Here is an 11694-nt window from a genome sequence, read left to right on the forward strand (position 1 = left end):
GGGCACGCAGGTTTAGTCCTGGCTGCGCGGGTCGATCCAACCGATGTTGCCATCGTCACGACGGTAGACCACGTTCAGCCCTTTTTTGCCTTCGTTCTGGAAAACCAGGACTGGCGCACCGGCCAGTTCCATCTGCATCACGGCTTCTCCGACAGATAACGAGGGTATCTGCGTCTCCATTTCAGCAACGATGATTGGCTGAAGTGATTCCGGCTCAGCGCTTTCCGCCTGCTCTTCCGAGGCGAGGATATAGGAGGATGCGCCAAAAAGTTCAACCGGTTCCGACCGCTCGCGGTGGTGGTCCTTGAGCCGGCGTTTGTAACGGCGCAGCTGCTTTTCCATTTTTTCGGCGCAAGCCTCGAAAGCTGCATAGATTTCAGTGGCATGCGCCTTGGCGGTGGCATTCAACCCGGTTGAAAGGTGAATTGTCGCTTCGCACACGTATTCATGGGCCGACTTGGAAAAAATGACATTGGCGTCAGTGGGCCGCTCGGCATATTTCTGAACGACCGAGTTCAGCTCGTTCTGAACATGTGTTTGAAGGGCTTCGCCAATGTCGATTTGCTTGCCACTGATTTGATAACGCATGGATACTCCTTCATAAATCGCACCCGTCCAGATTCCGCGTCAGCGGACGATCTGCATTAGAAACGGATGTCAGGGATAGACCAAACTGCGGGTTGTATTCGGTCTGACCCATCCTTTTGGGCCATTCCCGAAACTGCCTCAGACCGTAGTTTTGTCATACGACAATTGAGGCACCGTGGCGGCGCGCTGTCAACGAAAAGCAGCAAAGAAAATTTTGGAAACACTGTGTTGACGGCGCCAAATCGTGTCGGAAGTTTACGAAATGCGAAAATTTTCGCCCAGATAGACGCGTCTCACGTTTTCGTTTTCCACGACTTCTTCGGGCGTTCCCGACATCAAAACCTGCCCATCGTGCAGGATATAGGCCCGATCCACGATTTCGAGCGTTTCACGCACGTTGTGATCGGTGATCAGAACGCCGATTCCCCGCTTTTTGAGGTCGGCAACAAGATGACGGATATCGCCAACCGAAATTGGATCGACCCCGGCAAAGGGTTCGTCCAGCAGCAGGTATTTCGGCTCGGCGGCCAGGCAGCGTGCAATCTCGACCCGTCGCCGTTCGCCTCCGGACAGGGCCAGCGCTGGCGCGCGGCGCAGGTGTTCGATCGAGAAATCCGACAGCAGCTCTTCCAGGCGTTCGCGGCGTTTGTGCTGATCGCTGTGGGTGACGTCGAGCACGGCCGAAATGTTGTCTTCGACGCTCAGGCCCCGGAAAATCGACATCTCCTGGGGCAGATACCCGATGCCCATTCGTGCGCGGCGATACATCGGGAGAGAGGTCACATTGTGCCCGTCGATGGTGACGGTGCCTGCCTCGGGAAAGATCAGCCCGGCGATGGCGTAAAACGTCGTGGTCTTGCCCGATCCGTTCGGCCCCAGAAGGGCGACGACCTCACCGCGGTGCAGGGTCATCGAAACATCGCGAATGACCATTTTCTTGCGGAAAGACTTGCGCAAATGCTCGATGCGCAGACCGGATTGGCCTTCCTTCACGCTCAGGTCCGGGCCAGCCATCAGTTCTGATCCGGAATCAGGATGGTTTTGACGCGCCCGTTCATCCTGGCGGTACCTTCGGTCAGGTTGACGGTCATCCGGTCCGACGTCAGCGCGTTCTGTCCCTGGGTCAGCAACACGTTGCCCGACATGACGATGACACCGTTTTCGATGTTGTAATCGGCGCGCTCGGCCTCGGCGGCATCGGGGCCGTTGACCAGAACGACGCCACCAGTGGCCTCAAGCCGCTGAATGCCTTGCCGGTCCTGCTTGTAAATCACCAGAACGCGCTGGGCGGACAGGCGCATTTCGCCCTGACCCACCACGACATTACCCTGAAATTGTGCCGATCCGTCCGCCTGGTTCACATCCAGCGTATCCGAGGACACCTCGACCGGGAGGGTTGGATCGGCCTTGACCGTGCCAAACGCCAGGTTGGCGCTTTGTGCATTCACGGCCACCGCACACAGCGCAAGGGGCATGCACAAGATAAAGGCGCGGAGAATGGACACTGGTTATCTTTCAATCTGTTTGGGTTGGTATATCAGTTTAACGCCGCCCTTGAAAAGCATGTGCACGGGGCCGGACTGGTTTTTTGCGCTGAACTCCATCTGCCCGGCGGTAAAGTCGCCCAGCGGTCCGGTGCCCTTTATCGTGCCCGGGGCGCTGCCGGACAGATCATGCAGCCGCGTGTTCAGCTCTTCGGTGCGCACGACATACCCGGTCGAGGTGGAAATACGCACATCGCCTGAAAACGTGGCCAAATCCGCAGGCAGATCGACACTTGCCTTATCCGCGTCCAGCGTCATGCGGCCCCCGTCGGCGGCCGTGATGCGGGCGCTTACATCGGTTGCCTCGGCCGGTGTGTCCTGCCCCCCCGGACGGGCAAGCGTGGCGGTCACGATAATTTCATCGCCGTTCGGGGCGGTGCCGGAAAAGAATGGCGCAGTGATCTGTTGATCGCGCAGGCGGTCGGCCACGTCCTTTTCAGCGAAGGGAATCGCCGTGTCAGGGTCGTTTCCGCGCGACAAAAGGAACAGCGTCGCCAGAATGGCCAGCGCAGCCAGCGGCAGCAGCACCTTGAAGAACGCGACCATGCGGGAGTAGAGATCCACCGCCCCAACCCCTGTTCAACCCAGCCCGACGCGCAGGCAGTCGTGGATGTGCAGCAGCCCCTGGGCGGTTCCGTCGCCATCGGGGTCGACCACGAACAGGCAGGTGATCTTGTGCTGGTTCATGATGGCGACTGCCTCTTCGGCCAGCGCGCCGGGGGCGATGGTCGTCGGGTTCGGGGTCATGACTTCGCCCGACGTGTGATCAAGCAACCCGGTCATTTTGCGGCGCAGGTCACCGTCGGTGATGATGCCTGCCAAGGTGCCGTCCGGGTTGCTGACGCCGGCAACGCCGAACCCCTTTTGGCTGATCTCGATCAGCGTGTCGCTCATCGGGGTGTCTGTGGAGACCATGGGCAGGGCGGTGCCGGTGTGCATCAGGTCGCGCACCTTGCTGAGCCGCGCGCCCAGTTTGCCGCCAGGGTGGAATTCGCGGAAATGTTCCGGGGTGAACTTGCGATGCTCCATCAGTGCAATCGCCAGCGCATCGCCCAGCGCAAGGGTCATGGTGGTCGAAGACGTGGGCACGACGCCGGTGCCACAGGCCTCGGGCGCTTGCGGCAGGACAAGGGCAACGTCCGATTGTTTGAGCAGGGTCGATTCCGCGCGACTTGCCACGCCGATCAGCGGGATCGCAAAGCGGCGGGTATAGGCGATGAGATCGGCCAGTTCAGGTGTCTCGCCCGAATTGGACAGCACCAGCGCCACATCGCCCTGTGCCATCATGCCCAGATCACCATGGCTCGCCTCGGCCGGGTGCACGAAATGCGCGGGCGTTCCGGTGCTGGCAAAGGTCGCCGCGATCTTGCGGGCGATATGGCCGGATTTGCCCATGCCGCTGACGATCACGCGCCCCTTTGCGTTAAGCAGCAGGTCGACGGCGCGGTCGAATTCGCCGTTCAGCGCGGATTCCAGAAGGGTGAGCGCCTGCGCCTCGATGTGGATCACACGGCGGGCGGTTTCCTGAAAGGTGCCGGTCATGAATGCGCAAAGATGTCGGTTTCGGGCCAGCCGGCCAGATCCAGCCGCGCCCGCATCGGCAGAAAATCGAAACAGGCCTGCGCCATGTCGGTGCGGCCTTCGCGCGCCAGGCGATTGTTCAGCTCATCGCGCAGCCGGTGCAGGTACAAAACGTCCGAGGCCGCATAGTCCAGCTGAGCGCCCGTCAGGGTCTCGGCGCCCCAATCGCTCATCTGTTGTTGCTTGGAAATATCCACGCCAATCAGTTCCTGCGTCAGGTTTTTCAGCCCGTGCCGGTCCGTATAGGTGCGGATCAGGCGGCTGGCGATCTTGGTGCAATAGACCGGTGCCGCCAGCGCGCTAAAAGCATTGTACAGCGCGGCAATGTCGAACCGGCCGAAATGGAACAGTTTGAGCACATCGGGATTTTCCAGCATGGCGCACAGGTTCGGCGCCTCGGTCTGGCCGTTGGCGACCTGAACGATATGGGCGTTGCCATCGCCGCCTGACATTTGGATCACGCAGAGCCGGTCGCGGTGCGGGTTCAACCCCATCGTTTCGCAGTCAATTGCAACAACGGGCCCCAGGTCGAGCCCATCGGGCAGATCGTTCTGATAAAGATGGTTTGCCACGCAACAGTCCTTTGCAAAGTCCGGCCAATTGGCCCTTGGGCCGAAATAGGCGCTTTGCGTCGTGAACTCAACTGTTGTGGGGGAATGAGGGGACCAGCCGGGGGTGCCCGGCTGGCCCAAATGGCGTGGCGCGATCAGCCACCGTGCTTTTTGATCAGGGCCTTGGCCTCTTCGATCACGGCGCGACCGTCAATGCCTTTGCCTTCCATGTCGGCAACCCAGCGGTCGATGACCGGCTCGGCCTTGGCCTTCCAGCGGGCGACTTCGGCCTCGTCCAGCTGAACGATCTTGCTGCCGTTGGCGACAGCGATGTCGCGGCCCGGCTTGTCGCGGGCGAACATCTGTTCCGCTGCGAAGGTCGACAGTTTCTGACCGGATTCGCCATCCAGGATCGCCTTGAGATCATCGGGCAGGGCATCGTATTTGGCGCGGTTCATCACCAGAACGATGGTCGCCGTATAAAGCGATTCCTTGCCCATGAATTCGGTGTGGTTCTGGACCAGTTCCGACAGTTTGATCGCGGGGGTTACCTCCCACGGGATCACGGTGCCGTCGATCACACCCTTCGACAGGGCCTCGGGGATGGCGGGCAGCGGCATGCCGACCGGGGTTGCGCCCAGTTCCTTGAGCATGTCGGTGATCACGCGGGTCGGGCCGCGCAGTTTCTTGCCTTCCATGTCCTCAAGCTTGGTCACACCGGTGTTGGTGTGGATCACGCCGGGGCCATGTACCCATGCGCCCAGAACCTTGACGTCCTTGTATTCATTTTCCTGCAGATCGGTTTCGACCATTTCCATGAACGCCTTCGATGTGGCGATCGGGTCGGTCATCATGAAGGGCAGTTCAAATACTTCTGTCTTGGGGAACCGGCCGGGAGTATAGCCCACGACGGTCATCACCATGTCGGACGACCCGTCAATCGCCTGATCCATCAGGCTGGGGGGCGTTCCGCCCAGCGCCATGGCGTCGAAATGATCGATCTTGATGCGCCCGCCGGACGCCTCTTCGACCTGCGCGGCCCAGGGTTTCAGGATCAGCTTTGGCACCGTTGCAGGCGGCGGCAGAAACTGGTGCAGTTTCAGTGTCACCTCTTGCGCTGTCGCCGTCATCGGCAACATGGCCGTGGCGAATACCGCAGCGATAGCGCCTTTCATCAGGGTGCGTTTCTTCATTCTTTCCTCCCAAAAGACGCGCGGGTTTTTCCCGCGCTTTGATGATTCATTGTGTGTCAGGTTCAGTTCAAAGTCACTGGCAATTGCCGCGGTCCCCGGAATCCGAATCCGTAGAACTGCACGGCGTCGGGATCGGGCAGGGACATGTTGGGGAACCGGTCATACAGCATCGGCAGCATGATATTGGCCAGCATGCGCCGCGCGATGTGCGTGCCCTGGCAGAAATGGGGACCGTTCCCAAAGGCCTGGTGCGGTTTGCGCGGGCGGAAAATGTTGAACTTTTCCGGGTCCTCGTAAATATCCTCGTCATGGCAGGCCGAGGCCTGAACGGTCATGACGACATCGCCCTTGGGGATGTCTATTCCGCGGATTTGCGTGTCTTCCATTACCAGCCGTGAACTGGCCTGAATGGGCGCGACCCAGCGCACGCCTTCTTCGAACGCCTCACCCCACAGCGCGTCCTTTTTGGCGGCCTCGTTCTGATCGGGGTTCGTCAGTAACCCGTAGAGAATGGTCAGCAGGGCGTCGCGCGGTTCGTTGATACCGCCGCCGATGGCGATTTTCACGTTTGAGAATATCTGGCTCAGCGGGATGGGGTCTTCGGCGTTGACCATCACCGACAGGGCGCTTGCGTTCGGATCGGCCTTGTGACGCGGGATCGTCGCCTGAAACAGCGCATCCATTTCGTCATTCGCCTCATCGCATTTGGCGAACAGGTCCTCGCTCCATCCAAAGTTGCCGGCGCCATCAATCAGGGTCTGGCTCCAGCGTTCCATGTCGGCATCGCTGGCCTCTTCTATGCCCAGAAGATGTTTCAGACAGCGCGCGGCAAAGGGTCCGGCAAGTGTCGTGAACAGGTCGACCGTTTCGCCCCGTGGCAGGCCCGAGACGAAGTCCTTGGCGATGTCGGTATAGATCGGCTCCCAGCAGGCCTTGATATTGCGCCCGGTAAAGGTGGGGGCCATGGCATTGCGTTCGGCGAGGTGCGCCTCGCCATCCTTGCGCATCAGCGTATGGGCGCGAAAGGCACGTTCCATCGGCGTGCTTGGATCGTCCGAGCTGAACAGCGTGGGCGTTTCCTTGACGTATTTGGTGTCTTCCGCCTTGGTCAGCATGGTGCGGTTGATCGATTCAACGCGCAACACCGGCGTTTCCGCGCGCAGGCGCCTGTAGATGGAATACGGGTCCAGCGTCAGTTGCTGGATCGTGATATCCGCGTTGCGGGGCGCAAGGTTTTGCATGGTGGTTGTCACGGAGCTCCTCCCCAGGTTCCGGTGTTTCCGTCAACATAGGTCAGGGCAGGGGTATCTTGCAATCCGATGGGTTCAATGCACTAGATCGAAAAATTCGATACAGATACGGGTTTTTGCTGAATGACGAAACCAAGCGATCCTCTTTCGGTGGATTTCGCCGCGCTCAGAACGCTGCGGATGGTGCATGCGCTGGGGTCATTTTCGCGGGCGGCCGAAACGCTGGGGATCACCCAGTCCACCGTCAGCTATACCATCGACCGGCTGCGCCGCATCTTTGGCGACCCGCTGTTCGTGCGCCAGGGGGGCGGCACGGTGCCCACCGACAGGTGTAACGAGATCGTCAGCACCGCTGCGCGGATGACGGACGAATTTTCCGCCATTCTTGAACCGCGTGCCTTTGATCCGTTCAAGGCCCAGGCCGAGGTCACCCTGTCCTGCAACTACTATGAGCGGATCACCCTGTTGCCGCATCTGGTGCGTATCCTGCGGCAAAAGGCACCCGGTTTGCGGGTCAGGGTTCTGTCGTCCAACGTCCTGGGAAAGGATCAGTTGGAGCGCGGCGAAAGCGACATGCTGATCGGGCCGGTTCGGATCGACGACAGCGGCTATTATCGCCGTAATCTGCTGCGCGATCACTACGTCTGCATCATGGCCAAAGACAATCCGCTTGTCGGTGTCGATCTGGATACGCAGACCTATTTGGCGGCACCCCATGTGGTGGTGATCTATGGCGGAACCTGGCAATCGCGCTACCTGGTCGAAATCGAAGCGCGCGGGCATAGTTTGAATGCGGTGGTCGAAGTGCCCAGCCCGGCGGCCCTGCCTATGACCCTTCAGGGGACCGATCTGATCTCGACCGTGCCCAAGCGGATCGCGCTGGCGTTTGGCGATGCGGTCCACGTTGCCCCGACGCCGATCAAGGCGCCGTTCGACATTGATCTCTACTGGAACGCACGGACGCACCATTCGGCCATGCACAGATGGCTGCGGGCGCAACTGGCCGATCACGTGGCGCCAGCCTGCGGGACCGTTTAGCGCGGCAGAGCGATCGGAGGATGTTGTCTGACATAAATATTTTACATATACGTGAAATATGGAAACAATGCTTATCGACAAACTCTCAGTCCTCAGTCACCCCCAGCGGATGGCCATTTTCCAGCTCCTCGTGCGGCGGTGTCCCGATGCGCTGGCGGCCGGGGAAATCGCACAGGTTCTTGACCTGAAACCCAGCACGGCCTCGGTTTACCTGTCGGCGCTGACGCGGTCCGGCCTGATCACGCAAACCCGCCGCGGGACCTTTCTTTTCTACAAGATGAACCCCGAATCCGCGCAAGCGATGGTGTCGGAGTTGTTCGTCGATTGCTGCCGTGGCCGTCCGGACCTGTGCCCGCCGCTGGCCCCCCTGATGGCCAAGGGCGGCACGCCCGGCCGAAAGCACAACGTTCTTTTCATTTGCAGCGGCAATTCGGCCCGGTCCATCTTTGCCGAGGCAATCCTGCGCCACGAAGCGGGCGACAGATTCACGGCCTATTCCGCCGGGACGACCCCCTCTCCCACGCCCAACCTGCGGGCATTGGAAATGTTACGCGGCAAGGGACTCGATACCGCCGGGTTGCGGTCCAAAAGCCTGTCGGAATTCCGCGGGCCGGATGCGCCGAAAATGGATTTCGTCTTTACCGTCTGCGATCAGGCCGCGAATGAGGATTGTCCGACCTGGGCCGGTCAGCCGATTTCGGCGCACTGGGGCGTTCCCGATCCGGTTCAGGCCCAAGGGACGGACGCCGAAAGAAACTATGCCTTCCAGGAGGCATTCGGCGCGCTGCGCAACCGCATCCGCGCCTTTACCGCTCTGCCGGTGGACACGCTGGACCGGCTTTCCCTTCAAAAACACGTCGACGACATTGCACAGCAACAGGAGCACGCATGACCACCTATGCGATCAACGGATTGGGCCGTATCGGCAAGCTGGCGCTGCGCCCGCTTCTGGAACGCGGGGCCAAGTTGGCCTTTCTGAACGACGCGGTGGGCGATCCGCAGATGCATGCGCATTTGTTGGAATTCGACACTGTACATGGGCGTTGGGACGCGGATTTTTCGTATGACGACGACAGCATATCCATTGATGGTGTTCGGATTCCAACACTATGCACCCGAAACCTGAATGACTTGCCTTTGTCCGGTGTGGATGTGGTCATCGACTGCACCGGGGCCTTCAAGACCGAGGCAAAGCTGGCCCCCTATTTCGCTGCGGGTGTGAAAAAGGTGATCGTTTCCGCCCCGGTCAAGGATGGCGATGCGGCCAACATCGTATTCGGCGTGAACGACGACAGCTATGACGCGGGCAAGCACCGGATCGTCACCGCCGCAAGCTGTACCACCAATTGCCTGGCCCCGGTGGTCAAGGTGATCCACGAAAACCTGGGCATCAAACACGGTTCAATCACCACGATCCACGATGTTACCAATACCCAGACCATCGTGGACCGTCCGGCCAAGGATTTGCGCCGCGCGCGCTCGGCCCTGAATTCGTTGATCCCGACGACCACCGGATCGGCCAGTGCAATCACGCTGATCTATCCGGAACTGACCGGAAAGCTGAACGGCCACGCGGTGCGCGTTCCGCTCCTGAACGCATCGCTGACCGATTGCGTGTTCGAGGTCGAGCGCCCGACCACAGCCCAAGAAGTGAACGGATTTTTCCGCGCCGCCGCCGAGGGCGCGTTGAAGGGGATCCTCGGGTACGAGGAACGTCCGCTGGTGTCGGCCGATTACACCAACGATCCGCGGTCCGGCATCGTGGACGCGCCCTCGACCATGGTGGTGAACGGCACACAGGTCAAAATCTATGCCTGGTACGACAATGAATGGGGCTATGCGCACCGGTTGGTCGATGTGGCACTGATGGTGGGTGCGCGGTTGTGACCCGACCGGACGGCTTTGCCGCCTATATCGCGGTGACGGCGGCCTATTGGGCCTTCATGCTGACCGATGGCGCATTGCGCATGCTGGTCCTGCTGCATTTTCACACGCTGGGGTTTTCGCCGGTTCAGCTCGCCTATCTCTTTGTTCTGTATGAGGTGGCCGGGATCATCACCAACCTTTCGGCCGGATGGATTGCCGCGCGGTTTGGCCTGACCAGCACCCTTTATGCGGGTCTGACGTTGCAGGTCATTGCCCTTGTCGCCCTTGCACAGCTGAACCCGGGGTGGAGCATTTCGGCATCGGTCATCTTTGTCATGGCCGTGCAGGGCCTGTCCGGCGTGGCCAAAGATCTGGCCAAGATGAGCTCGAAAAGCGCCGTGAAACTGCTGGCGCCCGATCAGGATGACGGGTTGTTCCGGTGGGTCGCGGTGCTGACCGGATCGAAGAACGCGGTAAAGGGATTTGGCTTTCTCATCGGCGCGGGCGCCCTTGCCCTTTTCGGTTTTGTGCCTTCGGTTCTGGGCATGGCCGCCCTGCTTGCGGCCATTCTGATCGGCGTTCTGGTGGGCATGCCCGCTGGTCTGCCCGCAGGCCGCAAGGGCGTCAGGTTCCGCGAGGTGTTTTCGAAGAACCGGGATGTGAACTGGCTCAGCGCGGCGCGCGTGTTCCTGTTCGGGGCGCGGGACGTGTGGTTCGTTGTCGGGCTGCCCATCTATTTCTACGCTGTCCTGTCGGATGGCACAGCCCAAGGCAACCGAACGGCGTTTTTCATGATCGGGACATTCATGGCGGTCTGGATCATCCTTTACGGGATCGTGCAGGCCAACGCGCCCCGCCTGTTGGGCGCCAGGACTCGCAGCCGGCGAGGCATCGTGCACAGCGCCGCGACATGGGCCGGGCTGCTGTTCCTGGTCCCTGCCGCACTGGCGGTTGCCGTACTGCTGGCCGGCGAACCGACCCAATGGCTGACCGCCCTGATTGTCGCCGGTTTGCTGATCTTCGGCGCGCTTTTCGCGATCAATTCATCGCTGCATTCCTACCTGATTCTCGCCTTCACCACGTCCGATCGGGTCACGATGGACGTCGGGTTTTACTATATGGCGAATGCGGCAGGGCGATTGATCGGCACCTTGATGTCGGGGCTGACCTATCAGATCGCCGGCCTGCCCCTGTGCCTTGGAACAGCGGCGGCCCTGATCGCGCTCAGCTGGGTCAGCATCATGATTCTGGGCAGAACGCCCGACCGGCCGAACGTCCCGGCCTCTGATTAGGAGGCAAAGCCACCAGGCCGGACGCACAGAAACGCCGTTCCAACCCTGACGGTTGGCAGCATTTACAGGTTTTCTGAAAGAATTGGTGCACAGGAGGGGATTCACACACTGCAATTAAATATTTGAATACAATATGTTATTTCTCTTGTGGTTTTGCTTTATGCCCCCATTGATACCCCAATGAGATGTTGCATTAGGGTAAGGACTCATCGCCAATAGATGACGGTTGCGGCCAGCGCGATGGCTGTCTTAGATAGCGTGCAGCTTGGTGTTCATACCGCCTTTGGTCCGACCAATCAGGCGGCCCCGCCCTCCTTTTTTCGCGCCCATTCTGGTCGCGGTGCGGTGTGCTTTGAGGTAGGTTGCGTCGATCATCAAGGTCTTCTCTTCGTCGTGCTCGGCGGCCAGACCAGCCATGATGCCAGCAAAGACGCCCTTATCGCTCCGTCGCTTCCGCGGTTGATCTGCGCCGGTTGCGGGCCGTATTCCGCAGGCGCGTCACGCCATCGAAAGCCATTGCGATTGATGAAGATAATCCCACTCAAAACACGCCGATCATCGACGCGCGGCCTGCCGTGGGACTTCGGGAAATAGGGCTTAAGACGCGCCATCTGCACAGCGGTCAGCCAGAAGAGATCAGACATGTTCACCGCTCGTTTTTCGAACCGTGAATCACGAAGCGCAACAGACATCAATGGGTCCTAACCTTAGATAATATTATGAAAAAAGGCTGCGCCGCGCCATCGGGAATACCGCACCGGTATTCCCCGCATTATTCTTCCATTAACGTA

The 11694-nt window shown here is 60.0% G+C and carries 12 protein-coding genes and 1 pseudogene; 4 read left to right on the forward strand and 9 right to left on the reverse strand.

From position 1 onward, the window contains the following. Window positions 1-12 precede the first annotated feature (12 nt). The 8 genes from hpf to ACXYMO_RS14190 all read right to left on the reverse strand — a co-directional run bounded on the left by hpf (window position 13) and on the right by ACXYMO_RS14190 (window position 6698). Window positions 13-588, reverse strand: a complete 576-nt coding sequence (gene hpf, locus ACXYMO_RS14155) for a ribosome hibernation-promoting factor, HPF/YfiA family (RefSeq protein ID WP_458879369.1) — start codon at window positions 586-588, stop codon at window positions 13-15. A 255-nt stretch (window positions 589-843) separates the two neighbouring features. Continuing rightward, complete coding sequence (gene lptB / locus ACXYMO_RS14160; RefSeq protein ID WP_458879370.1) at window positions 844-1602, reverse strand: LPS export ABC transporter ATP-binding protein; 759 nt, start codon at window positions 1600-1602, stop codon at window positions 844-846. Beyond that, on the reverse strand, window positions 1602-2093 hold the full coding sequence (locus ACXYMO_RS14165; RefSeq protein WP_458879371.1) for an LptA/OstA family protein: 492 nt from the start codon (window positions 2091-2093) through the stop codon (window positions 1602-1604). The genes lptB and ACXYMO_RS14165 overlap by 1 nt, the downstream gene beginning before the upstream one ends. 3 nt (window positions 2094-2096) lie before the next feature. Continuing rightward, window positions 2097-2696: a hypothetical protein gene (locus ACXYMO_RS14170; RefSeq protein WP_458879372.1), complete on the reverse strand. Its 600-nt coding sequence runs from the start codon at window positions 2694-2696 to the stop codon at window positions 2097-2099. A gap of 15 nt (window positions 2697-2711) precedes the next feature. After that, window positions 2712-3674, reverse strand: coding sequence for a KpsF/GutQ family sugar-phosphate isomerase (locus ACXYMO_RS14175; RefSeq protein ID WP_458879373.1), 963 nt, complete (start codon window positions 3672-3674; stop codon window positions 2712-2714). After that, a complete protein-coding gene (locus ACXYMO_RS14180; RefSeq protein WP_458879374.1) occupies window positions 3671-4285 on the reverse strand; it encodes a ribonuclease D in 615 nt (204 codons plus the stop codon). The genes ACXYMO_RS14175 and ACXYMO_RS14180 overlap by 4 nt, the downstream gene beginning before the upstream one ends. A gap of 134 nt (window positions 4286-4419) precedes the next feature. Next, window positions 4420-5457 (reverse strand): TRAP transporter substrate-binding protein, encoded by a 1038-nt coding sequence (locus ACXYMO_RS14185; protein ID WP_458879375.1) that lies wholly within the window; start codon window positions 5455-5457, stop codon window positions 4420-4422. A gap of 62 nt (window positions 5458-5519) precedes the next feature. After that, the gene (locus tag ACXYMO_RS14190) at window positions 5520-6698 is read right to left on the reverse strand and encodes a cytochrome P450 (RefSeq protein ID WP_458879479.1); all 1179 of its coding nucleotides are present in this window, start codon (window positions 6696-6698) and stop codon (window positions 5520-5522) included. Window positions 6699-6830: 132 nt separating this feature from the next. Here ACXYMO_RS14190 and ACXYMO_RS14195 point away from each other — a divergent pair, with 132 nt between their 5' ends. Genes ACXYMO_RS14195 through arsJ form a run of 4 tightly spaced genes read left to right on the forward strand, consistent with a single transcriptional unit; the run spans window position 6831 to window position 10903 of the window. Then, on the forward strand, window positions 6831-7745 hold the full coding sequence (locus ACXYMO_RS14195) for a LysR family transcriptional regulator (protein WP_458879376.1): 915 nt from the start codon (window positions 6831-6833) through the stop codon (window positions 7743-7745). A gap of 58 nt (window positions 7746-7803) precedes the next feature. Next, a complete protein-coding gene (locus ACXYMO_RS14200; protein ID WP_458879377.1) occupies window positions 7804-8637 on the forward strand; it encodes an arsenate reductase/protein-tyrosine-phosphatase family protein in 834 nt (277 codons plus the stop codon). Beyond that, entirely contained in the window at window positions 8634-9632 is a 999-nt protein-coding gene (locus ACXYMO_RS14205; RefSeq protein ID WP_458879378.1) for an ArsJ-associated glyceraldehyde-3-phosphate dehydrogenase, read from the forward strand. The genes ACXYMO_RS14200 and ACXYMO_RS14205 overlap by 4 nt, the downstream gene beginning before the upstream one ends. Further along, on the forward strand, window positions 9629-10903 hold the full coding sequence (gene arsJ, locus ACXYMO_RS14210) for an organoarsenical effux MFS transporter ArsJ (RefSeq protein ID WP_458879379.1): 1275 nt from the start codon (window positions 9629-9631) through the stop codon (window positions 10901-10903). The genes ACXYMO_RS14205 and arsJ overlap by 4 nt, the downstream gene beginning before the upstream one ends. A 252-nt stretch (window positions 10904-11155) precedes the next feature. Here the strand turns inward: arsJ and ACXYMO_RS14215 are convergent. Continuing rightward, window positions 11156-11547 (reverse strand): annotated as a pseudogene (locus ACXYMO_RS14215) (transposase); the annotation flags it as partial. Window positions 11548-11694 lie beyond the last annotated feature (147 nt).

The sequence above is a fragment of the Arenibacterium sp. CAU 1754 genome (assembly GCF_054482635.1).

Excerpts from the sequence above, each read along its gene's own strand:
- hpf (WP_458879369.1), bottom strand. The coding sequence starts at position 588 with ATGCGTTATCAAATCAGTGGCAAGCAAATCGACATTGGCGAAGCCCTT.
- ACXYMO_RS14195 (WP_458879376.1), top strand. The coding sequence starts at position 6,831 with ATGACGAAACCAAGCGATCCTCTTTCGGTGGATTTCGCCGCGCTCAGA.
- ACXYMO_RS14205 (WP_458879378.1), top strand. The coding sequence starts at position 8,634 with ATGACCACCTATGCGATCAACGGATTGGGCCGTATCGGCAAGCTGGCG.
- ACXYMO_RS14200 (WP_458879377.1), top strand. The coding sequence starts at position 7,804 with ATGGAAACAATGCTTATCGACAAACTCTCAGTCCTCAGTCACCCCCAG.
- ACXYMO_RS14185 (WP_458879375.1), bottom strand. The coding sequence starts at position 5,457 with ATGAAGAAACGCACCCTGATGAAAGGCGCTATCGCTGCGGTATTCGCC.
- lptB (WP_458879370.1), bottom strand. The coding sequence starts at position 1,602 with ATGGCTGGCCCGGACCTGAGCGTGAAGGAAGGCCAATCCGGTCTGCGC.
- ACXYMO_RS14175 (WP_458879373.1), bottom strand. The coding sequence starts at position 3,674 with ATGACCGGCACCTTTCAGGAAACCGCCCGCCGTGTGATCCACATCGAG.
- ACXYMO_RS14190 (WP_458879479.1), bottom strand. The coding sequence starts at position 6,698 with ATGCAAAACCTTGCGCCCCGCAACGCGGATATCACGATCCAGCAACTG.